This is a genomic window from Rossellomorea pakistanensis (assembly GCF_016908495.1).
In the GTDB taxonomy this organism is placed as follows: domain Bacteria; phylum Bacillota; class Bacilli; order Bacillales; family Bacillaceae_B; genus Rossellomorea; species Rossellomorea pakistanensis.
In genome coordinates this window covers 463,118-484,608 of sequence record NZ_JAFBDZ010000002.1, presented here as the reverse complement: position 1 = coordinate 484,608, position 21,491 = coordinate 463,118, and the positions used below count along the sequence as shown (strand labels likewise).

At 37.2% G+C, this 21,491-nt stretch carries 20 protein-coding genes and 1 pseudogene; 6 read left to right on the top strand and 15 right to left on the bottom strand.

The features are described 5' to 3' along the window. Nucleotides 1–13: 13 nt before the first annotated feature. The 4 genes from JOC86_RS10080 to kduD form a co-directional block, all read right to left on the bottom strand. Nucleotides 14–808, bottom strand: coding sequence for a glucose 1-dehydrogenase (locus tag JOC86_RS10080; protein ID WP_205171670.1), 795 nt, complete (start codon nt 806–808; stop codon nt 14–16). Between the two features lie 22 nt (nt 809–830). Beyond that, nucleotides 831–1,670, bottom strand: coding sequence for an amidohydrolase family protein (locus JOC86_RS10075; RefSeq protein ID WP_205171667.1), 840 nt, complete (start codon nt 1,668–1,670; stop codon nt 831–833). 129 nt (nt 1,671–1,799) lie between these two features. Further along, a complete protein-coding gene (gene kduI / locus JOC86_RS10070) occupies nt 1,800–2,630 on the bottom strand; it encodes a 5-dehydro-4-deoxy-D-glucuronate isomerase (RefSeq protein WP_205171664.1) in 831 nt (276 codons plus the stop codon). A 25-nt stretch (nt 2,631–2,655) separates the two neighbouring features. After that, complete coding sequence (kduD, locus tag JOC86_RS10065) at nt 2,656–3,411, bottom strand: 2-dehydro-3-deoxy-D-gluconate 5-dehydrogenase KduD (protein ID WP_205171661.1); 756 nt, start codon at nt 3,409–3,411, stop codon at nt 2,656–2,658. A 452-nt stretch (nt 3,412–3,863) separates the two neighbouring features. On the opposite strand from kduD, the pseudogene JOC86_RS10060 reads away from it, so the two are divergent. Continuing rightward, nucleotides 3,864–4,266 (top strand): annotated as a pseudogene (locus JOC86_RS10060) (GNAT family N-acetyltransferase). 96 nt (nt 4,267–4,362) lie between these two features. Here the strand turns inward: JOC86_RS10060 and JOC86_RS10055 are convergent. The 4 genes from JOC86_RS10055 to JOC86_RS10040 form a co-directional block, all read right to left on the bottom strand. Further along, a complete protein-coding gene (locus tag JOC86_RS10055) occupies nt 4,363–4,500 on the bottom strand; it encodes a hypothetical protein (protein ID WP_205171658.1) in 138 nt (45 codons plus the stop codon). A gap of 220 nt (nt 4,501–4,720) precedes the next feature. After that, a complete protein-coding gene (locus JOC86_RS10050) occupies nt 4,721–5,719 on the bottom strand; it encodes an inorganic phosphate transporter (RefSeq protein WP_205171655.1) in 999 nt (332 codons plus the stop codon). A 15-nt stretch (nt 5,720–5,734) separates the two neighbouring features. Beyond that, a complete protein-coding gene (locus tag JOC86_RS10045) occupies nt 5,735–6,352 on the bottom strand; it encodes a DUF47 domain-containing protein (protein WP_205171652.1) in 618 nt (205 codons plus the stop codon). 291 nt (nt 6,353–6,643) lie between these two features. After that, a complete protein-coding gene (locus JOC86_RS10040) occupies nt 6,644–7,579 on the bottom strand; it encodes an SDR family oxidoreductase (RefSeq protein WP_205171649.1) in 936 nt (311 codons plus the stop codon). A gap of 165 nt (nt 7,580–7,744) precedes the next feature. On the opposite strand from JOC86_RS10040, the gene JOC86_RS10035 reads away from it, so the two are divergent. The 3 genes from JOC86_RS10035 to JOC86_RS10025 all read left to right on the top strand — a co-directional run bounded on the left by JOC86_RS10035 (nt 7,745) and on the right by JOC86_RS10025 (nt 9,207). After that, a complete protein-coding gene (locus tag JOC86_RS10035) occupies nt 7,745–7,918 on the top strand; it encodes a hypothetical protein (protein ID WP_205171646.1) in 174 nt (57 codons plus the stop codon). Between the two features lie 344 nt (nt 7,919–8,262). Beyond that, a complete protein-coding gene (locus JOC86_RS10030) occupies nt 8,263–8,781 on the top strand; it encodes a histidine phosphatase family protein (protein WP_205171643.1) in 519 nt (172 codons plus the stop codon). Nucleotides 8,782–8,946: 165 nt separating this feature from the next. After that, on the top strand, nt 8,947–9,207 hold the full coding sequence (locus JOC86_RS10025) for a hypothetical protein (RefSeq protein ID WP_205171640.1): 261 nt from the start codon (nt 8,947–8,949) through the stop codon (nt 9,205–9,207). A 91-nt stretch (nt 9,208–9,298) separates the two neighbouring features. Here JOC86_RS10025 and JOC86_RS10020 read toward each other — a convergent pair whose 3' ends face one another. Together JOC86_RS10020 and JOC86_RS10015 are read right to left on the bottom strand one after the other, a co-directional pair. After that, nucleotides 9,299–13,369, bottom strand: coding sequence for a S8 family serine peptidase (locus JOC86_RS10020; RefSeq protein ID WP_239587515.1), 4,071 nt, complete (start codon nt 13,367–13,369; stop codon nt 9,299–9,301). 825 nt (nt 13,370–14,194) lie between these two features. After that, complete coding sequence (locus tag JOC86_RS10015; protein WP_205171622.1) at nt 14,195–15,298, bottom strand: citrate synthase/methylcitrate synthase; 1,104 nt, start codon at nt 15,296–15,298, stop codon at nt 14,195–14,197. Nucleotides 15,299–15,407: 109 nt separating this feature from the next. Between JOC86_RS10015 and JOC86_RS10010 the strand changes: the two genes are divergently transcribed. Continuing rightward, the gene (locus JOC86_RS10010) at nt 15,408–16,286 is read left to right on the top strand and encodes a LysR family transcriptional regulator (RefSeq protein ID WP_205171619.1); all 879 of its coding nucleotides are present in this window, start codon (nt 15,408–15,410) and stop codon (nt 16,284–16,286) included. 390 nt (nt 16,287–16,676) lie between these two features. Here JOC86_RS10010 and JOC86_RS10005 read toward each other — a convergent pair whose 3' ends face one another. From JOC86_RS10005 to JOC86_RS09990, 4 genes are all read right to left on the bottom strand, one after another. Continuing rightward, complete coding sequence (locus JOC86_RS10005) at nt 16,677–17,042, bottom strand: hypothetical protein (RefSeq protein WP_239587576.1); 366 nt, start codon at nt 17,040–17,042, stop codon at nt 16,677–16,679. Next, a complete protein-coding gene (locus JOC86_RS10000; protein WP_205171613.1) occupies nt 17,042–17,572 on the bottom strand; it encodes an acyl-CoA thioesterase in 531 nt (176 codons plus the stop codon). Before JOC86_RS10000 ends, JOC86_RS10005 begins: the two co-directional genes overlap by 1 nt. Before the next feature lie 304 nt (nt 17,573–17,876). Next, entirely contained in the window at nt 17,877–18,773 is an 897-nt protein-coding gene (gene cidR / locus JOC86_RS09995) for a cidABC operon transcriptional activator CidR (RefSeq protein ID WP_205171610.1), read from the bottom strand. Between the two features lie 191 nt (nt 18,774–18,964). Then, nucleotides 18,965–19,510 (bottom strand): ribonuclease FAU-1 family protein, encoded by a 546-nt coding sequence (locus JOC86_RS09990; RefSeq protein WP_205171607.1) that lies wholly within the window; start codon nt 19,508–19,510, stop codon nt 18,965–18,967. Nucleotides 19,511–19,821: 311 nt separating this feature from the next. On the opposite strand from JOC86_RS09990, the gene JOC86_RS09985 reads away from it, so the two are divergent. Then, the gene (locus JOC86_RS09985; RefSeq protein ID WP_205171604.1) at nt 19,822–20,292 is read left to right on the top strand and encodes a DinB family protein; all 471 of its coding nucleotides are present in this window, start codon (nt 19,822–19,824) and stop codon (nt 20,290–20,292) included. A 207-nt stretch (nt 20,293–20,499) separates the two neighbouring features. Here JOC86_RS09985 and corA read toward each other — a convergent pair whose 3' ends face one another. Continuing rightward, nucleotides 20,500–21,441 (bottom strand): magnesium/cobalt transporter CorA, encoded by a 942-nt coding sequence (gene corA / locus JOC86_RS09980; protein ID WP_205171602.1) that lies wholly within the window; start codon nt 21,439–21,441, stop codon nt 20,500–20,502. Between the last annotated feature and the right edge of the window lie 50 nt (nt 21,442–21,491).

Sequence of the window (21,491 nt, the reverse complement as noted above, 5' to 3'; positions counted from 1 at the left end):
GATCTTCCTTTCATTATAGATTTGCCCATTCTGGTTTTGGCCCAGCAGCATAACCAATCGTTGCACCTCCATCAACAACAATATTCTCACCCGTGATAAATGAGGAATCGCAGCTTCCTAGAAATAATACTACTTTGGCAATTTCTAACGAAGATGCCATCCGTCCGAGCAAATGGGAGCGATCCTGAGCATGGCGTGCTTTTTCTGGATTATGTTGTTTTGCTATCCAAGTCTCCAATAATGGGGTGTTAACTCCAGCTGGGCTTAAGGAATTAACACGGACATTATAGGGTGCAAAGTCAATAGCCATAGCCTTAGTCAAAGCAATAACAGCACCTTTAGTAGCAGAATAGGCTGGGTTATTTTGCTGACCAACAACCCCTGTCATGGAAGCCATATTAATGATGCTCCCTTCACTATTTTTTAAATAATCAAGACCATGTTTAACAGTTAAAAAGATACTTTTAACATTTACTTTAAACAAATGATCCCACTCTTCACTTGATATGGCTTGTAGTTTTTTAGGTAAGATGGCTCCTGCATTATTAAATAAAATATCTAGTCTCCCAAAGAACTCAATTGATTGATAAATTAACTGTTTAACCTCAAGTTCCTTTGAAACATCACATTGAATTCCTAAAACCTCATGTCCCCTTTTTCTTAAATTCTCTACTATCCTATTAATCTTTTCTTTATGGATATCGGCAATTATGACTTTTGCTCCCTCAGCTGCAAATAAGTAGGAAGTCTCTTCACCAATACCACTGGCTCCCCCAGTAATAAGGGCAACCTTATTATGTAATCTCACTAATATCCCCCTTTATAATCACTTACTTTTCCAAATTTAGTTTATAAAAATTAATTGCATTCCCACCAAAAATCCCATTCATTTCTTCCCGCGATAAGCCTTTAGGAAGTGATTCTACTAATGTTGTATACACGTCACTATATTCTCCAGCTAATAAACATACTGGCCAATCACTGCCAAACATCACCGAATGGGCTCCAAACACATCAACAACAAAATATACAAACGGTTTAAAATCAACATCGGGAAATGGAATCGTTGTTTGAGTAATCAGCCCTGATAGTTTGCACATTACATTCTTGAACGTGGAGATTTTAGTCATATCCCTTCTCCATATTTCATTTATTCCTCTGTCTATATCCGGTTTAGCCAAGTGATTAATAACCATTCTTAAAGTAGGGAAGTACTCAAGAAGTTCAATAATAGTCTGAAGGTGACGGGGGAAAATTAAAATATCAATCGGGAAATCATCATTCACCAATAACTCGATATTTTTTAATACAGCTGGCCGTAAGATCCATTGATCATCTTCTAAATCCTGGAGCATAGGCCGGATTCCGATAAAGCCTCGATGCTCTTTCATTTTTTTATATTTTATTTCAAAATCAGCCGACTCCATATCTAGCCAGCCGACAACACCTGCGATGAAATCATTCTTTTTATATAAATCTAATAAATATTCGGTTTCTTTAACGTTATCAGCCGCTTGTATTAAGACGGTTTTCCTAATTTGATGGCTTTTTAAATGATGCAAGAGTTGATCCGGAAGATAATTACGATATAAAATTTTTTGAGAAGTGGTTAGCCATTTATACTTGTTACACTCTAGATCCCAGAAGTGTTGGTGTGCATCAATCTTCATATAAATAGTCCTTTCACATAAGCCATTCCAATCACTTTTAACACATTCACTACCGCACTGGAGCAAATGTGTTAAAAGAAACCTATCCATACACCTGCATTAATTAATCAAGTCACTAATTTATGCCTATTATCTTAAATCGTCCATTTTGACACCGTCCATGTCTGTAAATGTATAGTTCTCACCAGACATAGCCCAAATAAAGGTATAACTGTTTGTACCAGCTCCAGAATGGATTGACCAAGGAGGAGAAAGAACAGCTTGTTCATTCTTCATCACAATATGGCGAGTCTCTTGTGGTTCCCCCATAAAATGAAAAACTCTAGCATCTTCATCCATATCAAAATAAAGATAGACTTCCATACGTCGATCGTGAAGATGTGCCGGCATCGTATTCCATATATTATTTGGTTCAAACATGGTCATCCCCATCATCAATTGACAGCTCTGAATGCCGTTTTCATGAATATATTTATATATTATTCTTTTATTTGATTCACTTTCAGATCCTAAATGGTTTGGTTCTGCCTCTTCTATAGGTAGAATCTTGGTTGGATACTCCTTGTGGGCCAAAGTAGATACAAAATAAAATCTAGCTGGGTTTGACTGATCTTCACTATATAAAACTACCTCTTCTTTCCCTAGTCCAACGTATAGACAATCTCGTTTATTAAGCTTGTATTCTTGCCCATCAACCAACACTTTTCCTTTGGAGCCAATATTTATAATCCCTATCTCACGTCTCTCTAAGAAATAATTTGTCTTAAGAGTGTTCTTGTCTTCAAGCGTTAATCCATCATTAATAGGGACCGCTCCTCCTGTCACAACACGATCATAGTGTGAATAGACCATATGGATTTCCCCAGGTTCAAAGAGTGAATCAATTAAATACTCGTTTCGAATTCTTTCCGTTGTATAATGTTTAAAATCTGTTGGATTCGTCGCATGTCTAATATCCATTTCAAATTTCCCCTTTGATTTTATGTTATGAACTTAACCATCCACCATCAACGCATAAAATGTGACCATTCACATAACTGGAAGCATCTGAGGCAAGAAATATGACCGCCCCTTTAAGATCTTCTGGTTTTCCCCATCGTCCCTGAGGAATTCTAGAGGTGATATACTCCATTCTTTCTTTATCTGCCCTAATCGGAGCTGTGTTGTCTGTTTCAATATATCCTGGTGCGATAGCGTTTACATTTATCCCTTTTTTAGCCCACTCATTTGCTAAAGACTTTGTTAATCCTGCTACAGCATGTTTACTTGCCGTATAGGCGGGCACCTTTAATCCTCCTTGAAAAGACAGCATTGAAGCTATATTAATAATTTTCCCAGATTCGTTTTCAATCATATGTTTTCCTACCTCTTTACAAAGTTGAAAAACAACATTCTGATTAAGATGAATGACATCTAACCAGTCTTGATCATGAAAATCCTCCGCGTTCGAGCGACGAATGATTCCTGCATTGTTTACAAGCACGTCAATTTTTCCTTTTATCTGTAAAGCTCTATTAACTAATTGATAAGGTGAACCTTCATTTGATAAATCAATATGAAGTTCAACAAATTCACCTCCCTTTTCTTCAATCTTTTCTCGCGTTTCAGTCATATCGCTTACACCTGCTCCTATCACAAAGGCACCTGCCTCTGCCAATCCAAGGGCTATCCCCTGACCGATACCTCTCGAAGCACCCGTCACTAATATGACTTTACCTTCTAATGAAAAATATGAGCACATTTTAATCATTCCCCCTTTCTGTACACTTAAGATTGATATTTCTATTAGCTATGATGGTATAAGAAAGGATCGTAAGTTACTATATTCAATTTTATGGGATATAAACAATTGTTCTAATTATTGTGAATAATCTGTTTATAATAGGCGTATTTATATTTCTTACTTAAAGTTTTGTATATAATCTTAAAAAATGATTAAATCTTTTAAAAAGATTCAAATGCTATAGAAACACAATGAATTACTAGAAGATGTTTTTTACTATTTTGATTATCCAGAAACAGAATATCTTCTCTCACTTTTTTGAAATAAAAAAAGAATTGCCTTTATATTTTCTCTTTAAATTTAGTGAGCAGTTTATTCCAACATAAAATGGAACAATGATAGAAAATACAAACTATTATTTAAGATCATTATGAAGATTAGAAAAACTAAATCATGGTGAAACTCCACCAATGAGCTTGTTGTTATTAGCAGATCTTTCTCTAACCATTGTCAAGGAATACATAAATAGGGGGGAATGTTATGTAGCCGAAAGTGAGAATCATATTGTCGGAGTTTATGTCCTCCTTCCCACAAGGCCTAATACGGTAGAATTGGTAAATGTAGCTGTTGTAGAGGAGCTGCACGGTAGAGGGATAGGAAATCAGTTAGTCATGGATGCCATTCAAACAGCCAGGTCAAAAGGGTTTAAAACAATCGTAATTGGTACTGGAAATGCCGGCATAGGACAATTAGCCCTTTATCAAAAATATGGTTTTAGGATCATTGGCGTTGATTTAGACTTTTTTATTAGAGATGAAAAATTTGAGAATGGTATAATGCAGGGATATGATTCGATTATCTCAAGAATTATAATGAACTTAAGGTCAACATTTTGAAAAGGGGGAGAACTTAACGTCCTCCCCTTAACATTCCATAAAAGCATGAAGTCTTCTTTCATTCAAAAGATAGCTAAGAATCATGACTCTTCACTTCTTCCTCCGTCCTCTTTACCATTGCTTTTGATTTTAAAATTATTACTAAAGACCATATAAATATTATTCCTAGAATCACAGTGATAGTCCATCCAAAAACCTCAATAATGGCCAATTCATCCCCCCCTTAGAATGCGTAGTTTATCCATAGCTCCATAAACGAGGAATAGAGAGTTATTAAAAAGCGAGAATATGTTATGTGTATGCTGATTCTAAAAGCTTCATAACTGGTTTTAGGAATAACATCAAAAATGAAGAAAAAGCGGTAGGGATTGCATTGAAAAATCTTATATTTAAATGCAAAAAAGAGCCAGGTAGTGACCCAGCCCTATTTATTAAAAAAGTAGATTAAGTATAAAATAAAATATTCCAGCAAGTGTAGCAGAGATCGGCAATGTAATCACCCAAGTAATTAACATTTTTTGGGCTGTCCCCCACTTCACTCCTTTTAAACGGTGTGAGGCTCCTACTCCAAGGATAGATGAGGAAATAACATGTGTCGTACTAACTGGTAAGTGAATATAAGTTGCCCCGAATATGATGGCGGCACCTGTAAGGTCAGCCGCTACTCCGTTGACAGGTCGAATTTTCATGATCTTCCCACCGACAGTTTTAATGATTTTCCACCCTCCGACAGATGTACCTAGACCCATAGCAAGAGCACAGGAAACTTGAACCCATGTTTGGATGTCAGCAGAAGTTTGATAGTTATTAACAATCAATGCCATCGTGATAATCCCCATCGCTTTTTGAGCATCATTTGTACCATGGGTGAAAGATTGCAGAGCTGCTGTTGCAATTTGCATAGTTCGGAAATTCCTATTTGTTTTTGAAAGATTATTGTTTTTAAATACTACTTTAAAAATACTATAAACGATAAATCCAACGGCAAAAGCTAGAATCGGTGAAATAATGAGTGCCTCAAGGATCTTTAAGAACCCACCGTAATTCAGCGATGCAAATCCGGCAGAAGCAATCGCTGCTCCGGCAATTGAACCAATAAGTGCATGCGAAGAACTACTTGGAATCCCGTAATACCAAGTAATCAAGTTCCAGGCAATCGCTGCAAGTAAAGCTGCAAGAATAACAACTGTCCCATTTTCTAGTTTAAAAGGGTCGACAATGTCTTTCGTGATCGTTTTGGCTACTCCTGTAAAAGCCATTGCCCCAACAAAGTTCATAACGGCTGCTAAAATGATGGCGTGTCTAGGCTTCAATGCCTTCGTCGAAACGGACGTCGCAATGGCATTAGCAGTGTCATGAAAACCATTAATAAAATCGAACGCCAAGGCTCCTATGACAATTAATATTGTTAGAATCAGTACTGTATCCATTAATTATAATGCTCCTTATGCGTTCTTCATAATAATCGTTTCAAAAGTGTTTGCTACATTTTGACAGTAATCCGCAATTTCCTCAAGCTCTTCATAGATTTCTTTATATTGAATAATACGAATCGGATCTTTTTCAACATGGAATAAATGCTTGATTGCTTGCCGTAGAACCCCGTCACATTTCGATTCATAATCCTTAATCTTAATGGAATGGTCCCTCAATTTAAGCAATTTCTTTGCAGATAATAATTCTACTGCTTTTTCAATTTCAATTGCACAATGACGAATTGCATCAACAAACTTGAGCATGTATTCATCAGCATCTGTAATCGAATACATTTCAAATAGGGCTGCCGTATGATCTAAACCATCTAGAACATCGTCCATACTCATTGCAAGAGATAAAATATCTTCACGTTCAATCGGAGTAATAAAAGCGTTATTTAAATCCTTAATCACATCATGAACGAATGAATCCCCCTTCGTTTCATAGCTCTTCATTTTCTCAGCAAAGATTTTCAGATCGCTGGCATTCTTGAGCTTGTAATCAGCAAAATAGTCAGCACTCTCTTTTAAATTAGAAGAAATATTACTTAAATGAATAGCAAACTTGTCCTGTTTTTTGAATACCATATTTATACCTCCGCTATTTTCCATGAAATAAATCTTAGCTAAATAATAATAGCGTAATTTGTCGAATTCATATAGTGTTTGAATGGAAAATTTACAAAAACTTAATATAAATAGTGTTTATTTATTTACAAAAACTTTGTTATCATTTTAAGTTTAGGTCATCAGTATATGTATCATTTACTTTGGAAGAAAATATTCATCTTTAAAATGCCTTGATGATTTTACAGGTAGATGAAACGACATTTTTTCTCCCAAAGAGATGAAAATTGGTCGCAAGGCACTTAGGTCATTTTAGGAAGACGTCCATTGTCCGCCATTCACATGAAGGGTTTGGCCGGTTACGAAACGGGAATCATCTGAGGCAAGGTAGACAAAAGTAGGGGCAAGTTCAAATGGCTGACCCTGACGATCCATTGGATTTCCTGCAAGTGTAACTTCGTCTGCAGAAAAGCTCGAAGGGATTAAGGGAGTCCATATTCGGCCAGGCGCAACAGCGTTTACCCGTATACCTTTATCAATCAAGTTATTTGCCAAAGCACGGGTAAAGCCTATATTCGCTCCTTTTGTCGCGGTGTAATCAATTAATTGTTTATTGCCATCAAAAGTCACAACGGAAGATGTATTAATGATGGAACTTCCCGCTTTTAAGTGCGGAAGCGCTGCTCTGGTGGTGTAAAAATGAGAGTAAATATTTACTTTAAAGGTATCATCAAATTGTTTATCTGAAATATCCAGTAAACTTAATTGCTGAAACTGAATTCCGACATGGTTACAAAGAATTTCGAGATGCCCAAATGCTTTAATTGTCTCTTCAACGATATCCATACATTGTTGTTTATTTCTCAGGTCACCAGGCATCAAAATGCATCGCTGCCCAAGTTCTTCAATTCTCAATTTTGTTCGTTCCGCATCTTCATGTTCATCTAAATAGGAAACAGCAATATCAGCCCCCTCTTTTGCAAAGGAAATGGCTACTGCCGCTCCAATCCCACTGTCACCACCAGTAATAAGGGCAACCTTTCCTGTTAGTTTTCCGCTTCCTTTATAATTCGGATTTTCAATGATTGGTCTTGGCACCATCCATTTTTCTACACCAGGCTGCCTGAGCTGACGCTGTTCTGGCACAGTAATCGCAGTGTCCTGGTAGCGCGTTATTTTTCCATAATTAGGATACATAGGATACTCTCGATCTGTTGTTTTCTTTTGATATTTATCATCCTGTTTCATGGGTAACCTCCTCAAAAACATAAGTCGGGTTACTCTATGTTGCATGGGCGATTTCAGTGCATGGCTCTTATCATTTTCGCCTTTATTAATAATTGTACCGGCTCATTCAGGTATAGTGTTGAATATTGTGGAAGGAAGTTACTGGATTTAGAGGAGGTTCAAGATATGGACTACTTTATATATAATCCTGAAGTGAAGGTATTGTTAATGGATCATAGTGATGAAAAAGTAGAAGTATTGTATAATTCTAACCCTTATACATTTAAAATGCCGAAAAACGGACCTAGGCCGCCCTATTACTGTCATCCACAATATGAACAATATTATCCGATTATTTAGATGAATTTCTTTATGTTATTAAAATAGTAGAATTTAAATGGGGGTAAAAATAGAAATTAAGTGTGGTGAACTAGGAGGCTGTTCCAAACTATATGGTTTGATGAAAACTATTTAACCCATACTTGGACTGCCTTCGATCATGAAACGGCTTGAAGCATAAACTTATAATCTTGACTCATAAATTGGACTGGCTGATTCATTAAATCAGAACTTTGGCTCATATTTGGGCTGCCTTCGCTCAAATAAATCTCAATTAGGGAAGCACTTATAGGGAATTTAAAGGATTTATTAATAGTAAGATTGAATTATGAACTAGAATAAAAAAACTAATTCGAGGTGCTATTATGCAAATCCTATTAATTCGTCATGGTGAATCAGAAGATGATTTTCTAGAAGAGAATTATGAAGGCAGTACGGATTTACCCTTAACGACTAAGGGGGTTGAACAGGTGGAAAAAATGTGCAGGCGTATATCTGAAGAGTTTCCACCGGAATACATATGGTCTAGCTCCTTGCTTCGTGCTAGGAAAACTGCCGAAACCTTATCAAATGAGATCCAACGTCCAGCGGCATTCTTAGAAAATTTACGTGAGATGCAGGATGGTGAAAGTGAATTAGATTTTAGACTACGGGCTCAAAATGTCTTATCCTATATTAATGAGAACAGTAAAAATTATCAGCGGATTGCCGTCATTTCCCATGGAGGAATGATTACCAAAATGATTGAAAGCTTTTTACAAATACCATCGACAATAAATGATGTTTGGTTCAATTCCAGTAATACCGGAATCCATCTTCTCGAATATACTCATCACCCCTATCGACTTATCCGATTTTTAAATAGTATCTCCCACTTGGAGTAAAACTAGGTTATCCTTTGAAGATTAATTGTAAAATCCACTATCAATCAGCTCCTCTTCTTTCTAAATAGGAAAAAGAAGACCTAAAACAAGAAGAAAAGAGAATCGAAATGCTGTATAGTAGAAGAGAGAATTCTGTATTATCTAATAATTTCGAGGAGGGTTCCAATGATCAACCAAGATACCATCATAAACTCATTCGAGGAAATTAATTTACAAGATTATGCTATGCCTCTAATTTGTGTGTATGCAAGCCCAGACGATTTTAAAGAAATGTATGTTGCCCGTTTATTCGACTTAGACAAACCTACACATTATTTATTGATGAGACCGAGTCTAGAGTCCATAAGAAAAGAGATTCCTGATCAGTTTAATCACATTCCCAGAACACCTCAGGATGATCCTAAAATAGTGGAAACCTGGGTGTAGAATTGAAGTTTTTCGTCGAATTGCGTAAAAGAAAGAAATCCCCTACTTTATCAACAGTAGGGGATTTCTTTCTTTTACTTATCTTTCTATTTTACTCAATACCCAACTCTTCTAAAATACTTTCTAATGTCTTCCCATCATGTTTTTCTTTTGGCGCTGGTGGGTTTTCAACAAATTCGTTTTGTGATAAGTAATTCTTCTTAACGAACGCGATATCTTTCGCATCAACCGTCCCATCAAAGTTGATATCAGCCGCACGGTTGTCGGTTTCCCAAGCTTTTTGAATGTCAATAGCGTCTAAAACATCAATGACTTGGTCTTGGTTGACATCACCAGCTGTAATATCAATTGGGTTGACATAATGATTTTTACCAAAGAGCTCACCTTTGTATTCAAACCCAATACGTTGTTTACTGTGAACCTCAAAGTGACCAGGTACTTTGATCTCTAAAGTATATGGATCCTTACTTAAAGGAAGTTTTCCTACTCTGTAATTTCCTCTGTCCTCTACTAACGAAGTAGCGTCCACTACGGTTCCTTCGGATTCTATAAACTTCACAGATCCCCCAACCTTCGACCAATCTCTGCTCTCGAGTAGATCATTCTCAGGATTACGGAACCCTTCCGCTAATACATAACCATAAGCTGCATTATATTGTGGATCGACCTCTATACTATCTCCAGCATTTAATAGTGTACTTGTTTCATTCTGATCATTTATTACAGTAGCCGTAGGATTAATACTAGTCCCAGTAATGAAGGTTTTATCCGTTATCTTTACGGTTACATCCACGACTGCCGTTTGGTCAAATGTCTCATTGGTATCATTAAAGGTTACCTTCACCTCATCACCATTTACTGTTATTGATGCTTTGTCTGAAACTCCATTGGCAAGCTTGGCATCGATCACTTCCATTGACTCGCCCCATTCTTCTTTAAAGTTCCAAGTCACTTCTTTAGCATCACTTACATTATCCAAGAATACTTGAGCTTGAACCGTTTCAGCTGTTTTTACTTTTTTGACATCACTCTTTGCATATGTGACTGGTGTCCCTTCTTTGACAAAGAAATATTCTTTGGTTAATGGCGAATTACCTGCAGAATCAAGTCCAGACATGGTAAATCTCAGTGCTGGGATCGATTCTTCCATGGCAATTTCCTCTACCCATTTTCCATTCTCATCCATTGGAATCGGATTAGATGGGAAAGGAGAATTCCAAGTATAAATCACTGAATTTGAAGATTGATCAATTTCTATTCCAGCGTTCTGCATTTCCTCTACGAGTGGATCGGTAATTTGAATATTAAATGGGTATGTTGCTTGACCCGGTTTGTATTCAAGGAATGGCGATGGACCATCTAGTGAACTTTCAAACGTTGGATCCTCAATATCGATGAATATGTCACGGATTTCTTTCGTCACTTTTCCTGATTTACCCGTTACCACAAATTTTAATTGATAGTGACCAGGCTTTGCAAAGCTCACTTCTTCTGATATCGGCTGCTTTGAATCCCCTGTAAATTGGTAATACTGCCCGTTAAAAGCTCCAAATAGGAATAGTTCTCTATCTAGTGGACTATCACTTAAGTTTATCGTTCCGACTAGACCCAGATCGTTTCCTGTTTTTCCATCTTGAAGAACGACATCCATTGTTTCCGTCGGTGAGCTTAAATTAAATACACCCATAACTCCAAATCGATTGTCCAGTAGCGTTCTTTCTTGATTTAAATAGGGTGGTGTGATGGAAGGCGTTAATATATCTAAATAGTGTAAGCCCTCCTTCGTAACTCTAAAATTAAATGGAATCCGGTACTGATCAGATGAATCTTCTTTATTCGTGAGTGTTATGAATCCTTCATATAGACCCACTTTTGCTGTCTTCGGCACCGTTAAGAAGACATTCTTTTTCACTTTTTTATTCGCTTTTACTTTAATACTTTTGCTTGTACTAACAGCCACACCATTTTTACTTAGGCTGTTCGTACCTTCTGCCACATTTTCTTCTACAGAAACAGTAAAGTTCTTGGTTATATCACTGTTATTTGTGAAACTAATGCTTCTATTCTCTCGCACATAACTTCCTTCTGCACCAAAGTGATTACCAAAGCTAAGATCACCAGATGGATTTTTAACCGTTACAAAACCAGCACCATCTGGAATGAGCGTTTCATCGGTTACTTGCATTTTCACATCTCCATGAATAGCTTGATAAGGGTCTACACGACCAGCCCCCACTTCATATAGACTATACTCACCATTTAAAGGATCCGCCGTATTCATCAGAATCGTTTTAATATCGTCAGGGTCAAGCTCTGGATTCGATTCTAATAATAAGGCTGCGATTCCAGCTGTGTGCGGTGCCGCCATTGATGTTCCAGAAAGACGTCCATAGGCATATTTATAATCTTCTTGTTTTTCAGGGTTTGTCATATAAGAAGGTAAGGTAGAAAGCACGCTTACCCCAGGAGCAACGACCTCTGGTTTCATATCATAATTATCATTGACCGGTCCTCTTGAACTAAAGTCTGCCAGTTTATCTCCTTCTGTTTGCGCTTCTTTTAAATTGGAGAAGGTAAATGCCGTATTCCCTTGAGCGATCTTCGCTTTTAATTGCTCGCCTGCTGCTTTGGTCATAGAGAATGCAGGGACAAATGTAGTCGATTCACCAAGGTTATGACCAATCTGACCGTCAACATTGTTATACATGATCACAGCTGCTGCACCATGTTCTTTGGCAAATTTGATTTTGTCAGCTAAGGCAAAATTCCCACGCTGGACGAAAGCAATTTTCCCTTCAACATCTTTGCCTGTATAATCCTCTTGTGTACCCAAACCTACATCGACCAGTTCAAGGGATTGACCTTCTAGTTTAGAAAAATCATCCGCAAAGCTTCTTCCCATACTTACGAGCTCAGTGGACCAACCCCCTGATACACTACCTGTAAACGCAGTTAGCTCAACGGGAACATCACTTGCACCAATCGTTAAAGCTAATGCAGCAGTACCTGGTGACCCGACTGTGTTAGAGCCTGGTCCGGAATTCCCTGCAGAAACAACCGCCGTTACACCGTTTAAAACGGCATAATTAATCGCTGTACTCGTTGGATAATACGGATCATTAACCGATGCACCTAATGAAAGGTTCATAACATCCATTCCGTCTTCCACTGCTTTTTCAATACCGGCGATAACATCTTCAGAGGTTCCGCTTCCGTAAGGTCCCAGCACACGATACACATAAAGATCCGCATCTGGCGCTACACCTACTACAGACACTTCACTGTCATTTTCATTTTGACCAACAATTGTTCCGGAAACGTGAGTACCATGAGATGTATAATAGCTTGAGCCGGTAAAAGGATTAATTTCAGGCTGGTTTGAATCTTCCCAATCCTTATAGGTCGTTTCCATTGGATCCTTATCTTCATCAACAAAATCATATCCACCTTTATAGGCATCCTTTAAATCGGGGTGCTTATAATCAATCCCCGTATCAAGAACAGCTACTTTTACGCCTTCTCCCGTAATCCCTTCCTTATGTAATTCATCAATCTTTAAGTAAGGAATACTTTCAACAGAAGTGGTGACTTCTTTCTTAACATCTTTCGGAAGCTCTTTCTTAATAGGATCAACCGTAAAACTGTGATTTTTATAGACAGCATGGACAACATCTGATTGCAGAAGAAGTTCGACTTGATCCGCTGGCAATGTCATAGATACACCGTTATAGGCTTTTTTGAATGTATGGGTGATGGAACTTGAGATGCTTTTTGATTTGGGATTCTCTTGAGGTAAGATTTTTTGGATGTCTGCCTTAAACGTTTTATGTTCTTTTTCTACCTTTGCATCGGCTTTTTCTTTTTTTAACTCCTCGCCTTTTAAGGCAGCTTCTAGAACTGCTACTTTACTAGGTTTCGATTTAAATTGGACGATAACGGAGGTTTCTTTCTGTGAGGAGAAATCTCCGCTTTTAAACCCTATTAGTCCGCCATCGGTGTTCAATTGTAACTGTTCTAAGGCTTTTCTTTGTTCACTGGTTAAAGAGGATAAGATGTCTTCGGTGCTTCGTTCGGTTGCACTTACTTCAGAAATGTTGAAATTGGAAGTTGTTGGTGAAACTAGCAATCCTGCAGATAAGGTCATCACTGCTGTTTTTTTCATTATGGAACTAACTTTCATCGGTTTCCCACTCTCTCTTTATTAGTTATAATTTTTCTTCCTACCCTCCTTTAATTGTTTAGAATATTCCCACACTTCCATTTTAGTTTTCTTTGTTTCTTTCTACAATCGGGGTTTTTTTATGTGATGAAAGTACTATCTCTTTACGAAAAAATGATGATAAATATGTTTATAGTACGTTTTCTGGTGAGTTTCTCCTAGGCAAACTAAAAATGATTTGGGGTTATTTAATAGAAAGAGGGTGGAGTTTACTAGATAAGACGATGTAAAACAATAGAGGGTGAATAAAAGCTGTAGACGTGACACCACGGTTTTAAAAGAAAAAGCAGACACCTATTCAAAAGCAGAAGAGTTCAAAACGTAGAAACAAACCTATAAAAAGTTCTATGAAACACTCACTTTTCAAAAGGTCCTCTCTCCGATAGCAGGGTTCAGCACCCATAACTCAGGAGCATAGGGGTCCGTCACTACCAACAAAAATCATATAAATTTATATGAAACATATGCCCAAATCAAAATCCCCACCTCAATGGTAGGGACTGACACCACGGTCTTAAAGTAAAAGCACTCGCTATTTAAAGGCAGTTGGCATCAAAACGAAGAAATTAACCAATCAAAAAAACCATGAAACACACACTTTTCAAACCACTCCCCTAGATAACGCCCTTCAGCACACTCAACTCAGGAGCATAGGGGTCCGTCACTACCAACAAAAATCATATAAATTTATATGAAACATATGCCCAAATCAAAATCCCCACCTCAATGGTAGGGACTGACACCACGGTCTTAAAGTAAAACCACTTGCTATTCAAAGGCAGTTGGATTCTTAAACTCCCCAACATACTCCGATTGTGGGCGATAAATCGTATTATGTTCTGCTTGCTCTAACACATGAGCTGTCCAGCCGACGACACGGCTTGCTGTAAAGGTAGGGGTAAAGAGTTCTTTTGCCATATTGATAGATTTCATTATAGCGGCTGCGTAAAACTCCACATTAGTATACAAGGAACGCCCTGGCTTCAGTTCGTTTAACACTTCTATCGCAGTATTTTCAACATGTATAGCGAGATCCAGCCAGCTATCCTCTCCCCCTAAAGATAATAACTTCTTCCTTAAAGCGACGGCCCTTGGATCATGTGTTTTATACACTCGGTGGCCAAATCCCATTAGCTTTTCCCCGTTCTCGACTTTTCTTCTAATTACTTTCTCTGCATTGTCTGCTTCACCGATTTCATTTAAGAGCTCGATGACTCCTGAAGGCGCTCCACCATGTAAAGGCCCTTTCATTGTACCGATGGCCGACGTAATCGCAGATACCATATCTGATTCAGTGGAAGCTGTTACTCTAGCGGAAAAAGTAGAGGCATTCATGCCATGCTCTAGTGTTAATATCATATATGTTTCTAAAGCATCCACATGAGCTTTTGAGGGAGTACTACCTGTAAGCATGTACAAATAGTTTTCTACATGGTCCATTTCGTATTGGGGTTCATGGCAAGTTTTGTCCTCAAGCTTGTTTTGCCAATAAGCAATAATCGTCGGAACCATAGCCGTTAGCTTTATGGCTTGAGAAATGGTGGGTTTCCATTTGTAATCTGTTGTTCCTTCTGCTGAAATAATCGTTCTTATTACACTCATTAAATCCATATTTCGAGGAAGTTGATCGATAATGGACTTAACCGCAGAAGATAAGACTCGTTTTTTCTTTAACTCCTTTTTCAAATTCTCCAATTCAACTTTAGATGGTAAAGTTCCATGCCAAAGCAGGAAGGCTATTTCCTCAAAGGAATACTTTTTCGTTAACCTTCTTATTTCAACCCCCCTATAGATGAGTTGACCTTCTTCCCCATCAATATGGCTGATGCTCGTTTGGGCTGCCACTACTCCTTTTAACCCTTGACTAATCATCGAAAATCTCTCCTTTCCTTCTTTACTAATAGTGTATAATAATGAATTAATTAATAATATTAAATATTTTTAAATAATTTAATTAAAAAATATAATAAGGAGTCTTTTTATGGAATTAAATTGGATTAAAACGTTTTTAACAGCAGCAGAATGCAGTCATTTTAGAAAAACAGCCGAACTTTTATTTATTTCACAACCCACTGTTACTGTTCATATTAAACAGCTAGAAAAAGAGCTTGGAGTCCAATTGTTTCAGAGAGAAGGAAAAAAAGTGAAGCTGACCGAAGAAGGTAGAAGATACTTAAAACATGCGAAAAATTTAATGGAAGTGTATGAATCGGGAATGGCAGATCTTCAAACACATAGTCAAGGGTATACAACAAAGTTATCGATAGCCATCTCCCCTCTTATTGCCGATACCATTTTACCTTATGCCCTTAAAAAGTATCTTGATAAACACCCAGAAGTGGAGATTACGGTAAAAATTATTGAATCCGAGGAGATTGAGAAATCGGTCTTAAATGAAGAAGTCGATATCGGAATTTCATGCTTGCCAAGTTATCACTCTGACCTTGAAAATATTCTCCTTTACCAAGATAAAGTTATATTAGTGGCTCCCCATGATGGAAGGGACTTCGAATCAGCTTTCCCATTAGATGAGGAAGAAGTATTATCGTCGAACTACTTATTAACGCATAACCATCCTGGCTACTGGGATCGTTTAAGTAAAACCGTGAAACTGTTTTTTCCTAGTATCCGCACGATGAAGGTCTCGCAAGTCCATATTACCAAACGGTTTATTGTCGAAGGACTAGGTGTCTCTTATCTTCCGACATCTACTGTCAGAAGAGAGTTGCTTGAAGGAAGGCTATTACAAGTAGATTCCCACTCGTTTCCCCTCCCTGAAGCAAATACGTATGCCATTATGAAATATAATCATCAATTACAGAAAGAGTTTTTGAGATTTTTATCTAATTTTCGGCTTTGAAGAGGGAGATTCACGTATGAGACTCATGAATTTGTCCGTGATGGGAAATATTTTGTCCGAAACGGCCGATAATTTGTCCGTACCTGTTAATAATTTGTCCATATTCCCATATATATTGACCGTTCGACAAAGTACTACAGTATTCGCGAGTTTTTTCTTGTTGCTAAAGATTCACGTCTAAAACTATAACCATTAGTTTATGCCACACAAATTAAAATGGATCTTCCACATCATAAAGAGTCGAATAATAACAATGAAAAAAGACGGCAACAGTTAGTGCCATCTCATTAACATTCCTTTTAAGATTCATACCCATTCCTATGCCACTTCTTGAGAAGATCCTAACTAAAGGCATTAACCGGAGGTAGATTTTACACTCTTCAAAAGTGTCTATTTAATGATGTTAGACCCCTGAATTGCTTCCGGCTTTGCCCCAAGCATCAATAGAAATATTTTTGAATAACCAATATGTCTATACCTTTTCATCAAATCGGTTATCATACTGATTTCTGGGTGTTCTTTTAGTTTTTGAATTTCTGTTTGGTAAAGAGATAGAACCGACTCCCTGATAAACTTTGGTCGGTATTTCAGAAGATCCTCTTCCATTAATAATGAACCCATATAGCCATACTTGATTTGCAATTGCCTGGTTAGACTCACCACATGGAGCAACTGTTCGTTTAACTCAGAGTGATGTTGCTTTAGTTCATCTAAATCGGTCTTTGCTTTATAGATTTCATTTAATCCGGCTATCATCACTTCCACCCCTTTTCCCAAGGCTTCTCCAGGCCAATGATTTCTGTCAATTCTTTGCTATGTTTTCTCCGGTTTCTACGCATGTCAGCACGTTCTTTTCCTGACTCGTAAAGAAATTTCTCTTCTTCTGTTACCGGTTCAATATCAGGTACTTTCATTGGATTTTTATTTTCATCTAAAGCGACAAACGTAAGAAAGGCCGTTGCCGCCATTCGACGTTCCCCTGTAATCATGTCCTCGGCAATCACTTTACAAAAGATTTCCATTGACTTGTTTCCTGTATAAGATACGAATGATTCTACACATACAGAATCTTTCTGGTGGATTGGATATAAGAAGTCAATCGAATCGGTTGAAGCTGTCACACATTCCTTTACTCTTGAATGGCGACGTGCTGATAAGGTGGCATTATTATCAAGCTTTTTCATTAAGACTCCACCAAATAATGTGTTGTAATTATTTAAATCGTTTATCATAACTTGATCGGTGCTGACAATAAGGCTTTCGCTCGGGTTCTTTTTTTCTAACATATGAATGTTCCTTTCCTTGTCCTTTGTTGTTTTAAAAGCCTGTTTTCGTAAACATTGTGATTATTTGAAAAGGGGGTGGTTGGTTTCCGCTCTAACCAACCTTTTCACAAAAATATATGTTCTAAAAAACACAATCTTTTAGGAAACAGCCTTTTAAAAAGATTTATAGAACAAGTGTAAGACCAGATAAACGATAAGTGAAATAGTCATTTCTCATACCAATCATAGACAGCATCTATGAAAATGCTTTCAATCATGCTAAAGATGCATGTCTTTTCCATAACTTTGTCTAAAAAAAACACCCCTATTCAGAGGTGCTATCCATCATTAATCGATCTTGTGTAAATTTCAGCCATTCTTTCGTGGCATAAGATAAGTAATGGTTCTTCCTCCAAATAATCGCAAGGTCCCATTCAATCCTCGGTTTAACTACTTTAATCTTGTGTAGGTCTTCCTTTAAAAGCATGGATACACTGTATGGCAATATCGAGATCCCTAAGCCTGCCTTGATCATTTTTCCGATAAAGTCCCATTGAGAACTTTCTGAGATGACTTGGGGGAGGAAGCCTGCCTTCTTACATACTCCCGTGATAAGATCATTCAGAGCAAAATCCTTGTTGAAAAGAATAAATTGTTCTTCCTTTAGTTCCTCTAGCTTAATTTGCTTTCTAGAGGCAAGCGGATGCGTTGGAGGAACTACTACTCTCAATTCCTCCTTCATAAAAGAAAAATAGTGAAATTCCTCCTCCTTAGTTGGTAAAACGGTAATACCGACATCCAAATAATCATTGATAATATCCTCTTCAATTTTCTTTGTCCCATTTTCCGAAAGTTGAAAGGTAATGTGAGGATACAATTGGTGAAACTCTCCCAAAATTCGAATAAAATGGTCCACATCCATTATCGAAGGCACCCCAATACGAATATGGCCTTTTTGCAATCCTAATAAATCATCCAGTTCGGTTTGTAAGTTATTAAAAGCATTATCGATGGTTTGAGCTTGCTTTAAAATCACCCTGCCAGCGTCTGTCAACACGAGCTTTTTTCGAGAACGATCAAAAAGCTCAACCCCAAGCTCAGACTCTAAGTTTTTAATCATTTTGCTAATGGTGGGCTGCGTCACAAACAAATGATCAGCCGCACGTGTAAAACTATTGAATCTCGAGACTTCTATGAAATATTTAAGATGTCTAATGTCCATACTTTCACCTTTCCCGGTAACCCTTCATGAAATCTATTTCAAATGATAAGGTTTTTAAATAAAAAAACAAAATTAAGCTCGACTATCATTTCACACTAAAATTCCGTTTACAGCTATAGATCCTAATCCCTTTCCTCACTAACCTTTGTAAGTTGCGAAATCCATTTAGGCAAATTGCTAAGAATAAAATATCAGCCTTGGTTCAACCAATGACGAAGATCCTCATGTTTATAGTCATTTTCAGAGCCTGCAATCGTCTCAGCAAGAATACTATCTATAGTATTCATCAATGAATTTAAGTTTTGCTGGACGATGCCTTCCTCAAATTGACTTAATGGTACAGGTAACTCATCCTCGTCTAGAATAAAGCAGTCTCCAGTAGGGATAACCATAATATCAATAATCAAATCCTCAAAGGATACCAACTTTTCCGTCATATATGTATTTTTTACAATATTAAAATAAGCCCCTAAATATTTCCCTTGATCATCTCGCCAAATATATAAATTATAGGGGCGATCCCTCCAATAATACGCGATTGTATAACTACCTTTAGGAATCGTCAATTTTGTTTGGTCTGCGATCATCGTAAAGGGATCTTGTATTTTATGAAAAAGCACTCGATACTGTTTTTCTTCTTTTAGTAGCCTGCAGCTATGTTCGACAACAACAGAATCATACCGGATTTTTCTTTCGGTTATTTTATCGTAACTCTGAATAGATAATGTACTTACCATTGCTTTGACTCTTCCTTTCTAGTGAGTTTACTAAACCTTGCTTTATTCATGGTATTTACAAGAAAAAAACTTGAGAAGTTATATCAATTTAAGGTACTCTGTAACAGTTCGAAATTATCCATTAAATGAATTATTATTACGGCACTGAATACTAAACTCGGGTCATACCCACAAAGAAGAAACTATTACTTCCATCATAACATTACATTCGTTCTCAAAATTTTTATCTTTTTTAAGTCAAATGACACTAGTAACCTGCTCGTTTTTTGGTATATTAAGGAAGGTTGATATTTTAAAGGAGGAGTTATGGTATGGATAATTTAGTGTTTACACAATTTAGTATGACTAGAATGTATTTTCTTAAAATTGTAGAGGCAGTCTCGAAGGAACAAGCAAATGTGCAGCCAGACGGTTTCAACAACACGATCCATTGGCATATCGGTCATGTTTTGACGGTTACGGAACAGTTCATGTTCGGATTCCCACAAAATACGACCAATCTTCCGACAAACTATATTGAATTATTTGGGAACGGCACAAAGCCTGCTGATTGGAAAGGTGATGTTCCTTCTATAGATGAGCTCTTTATACAACTGAAAGACCAGTTGGTTCGCCTTAAACAAATACCCTCTGAAAGGTTACAAGAAACCCTTGAAAGTCCGATTTTGAAATGTGAAACCTTTGGACAGTTGGCCTGTTTGTCGGTCATGCATGAAGCAGCCCATTTAGGACAAATTCAAGCAATGAAACGAATCATTGAACATGTTGGAGTTAAAAATTAAGGTGTAATAGAATTTATTAAAGGAGTTATTCTTTCATGAGATAGCTCCTGTTTTAATGGTAAGTGTTTTCTCAGCTTTGTTACTAATCGATAACGTAAATATTAAGGTTACATGATCAAGCTGTCAGAGTATATGAACATGCTTCATCTTAAAACATAGTTTACGAAAAGAGCCTTTACTAAACTCAAAAAATCCGATGTTACTTTTTTATTTGAACCACCCCTTATACCATAGCCCTATGAGCATGCTTGAACCAACCAACACCATCACACCTAAGACACTAAAATACCCCCAGCGCCAAGAAAGCTCAGGAATATATTCGAAGTTCATTCCATATATACTTGCAATAAAGGTAAGGGGAATAAAAATAGAGGTCATGACGGTGAGTGTCTTCATGATATTATTCATTCTGTGAGAGTTTATTGATAGATAGCTATCTCGTACATCCGTTGTCATTTCCCTATTCGACTCAATCATTTCTGAAAGCTTCAGCAAATGGTCATAAATATCCATGAAATACACTCGTTCTTCTTTAGGAATGACTACCCTTTCCGAATTTAAAACTCTATAGAGCAATTCACGCATCGGAAAAACCGTTCGGCGTAATTTAAGTAACTGGCTTCTAATTTCAAAAACGTCTTCAATGAGGTTTTGGTTGGCATCTTTCATTTCAATTTCACTTAAGTTATCTTCAATTTTATAAATAGATGGGAAATACTCATCGACAATCTTATCCATGATTAAATAAAATACGTACAATGCCCCTTTAGCTAAATCATTCTGATCCCCGATTAATCTTTGTCGAACCAGTTCAATCTCGGGTGATGGCATTAAATGAAACGTAACAATAAAATTCTCACCTACAAATACATCTACTTCTTCAGATGTTAGGGAATCTTGATTTAAAGTATGTAGAACAAAAAAATCGTAGCCCTCGAAATAATCGAGCTTTGGACGCTGCAAAAAATGCAAACAATCTTCTATCGCTAGCGGGTGGAAGCTAAAATGAGTTTTAAGAAGGATTGCTTCTTCTTCTGAAGGTGTTTCAAAATCCACCCAAAACCATTTTATATCAGAATCAAATAAACGATTCATCGGCAAATCATTTACAAGCTTTAATTCGTTTGTAACTGCAAAAGTACGAAGCATGCCAACCACACCTTCCTTACTTTTTCAAAAAGTACTGATTGTTTTTTTAT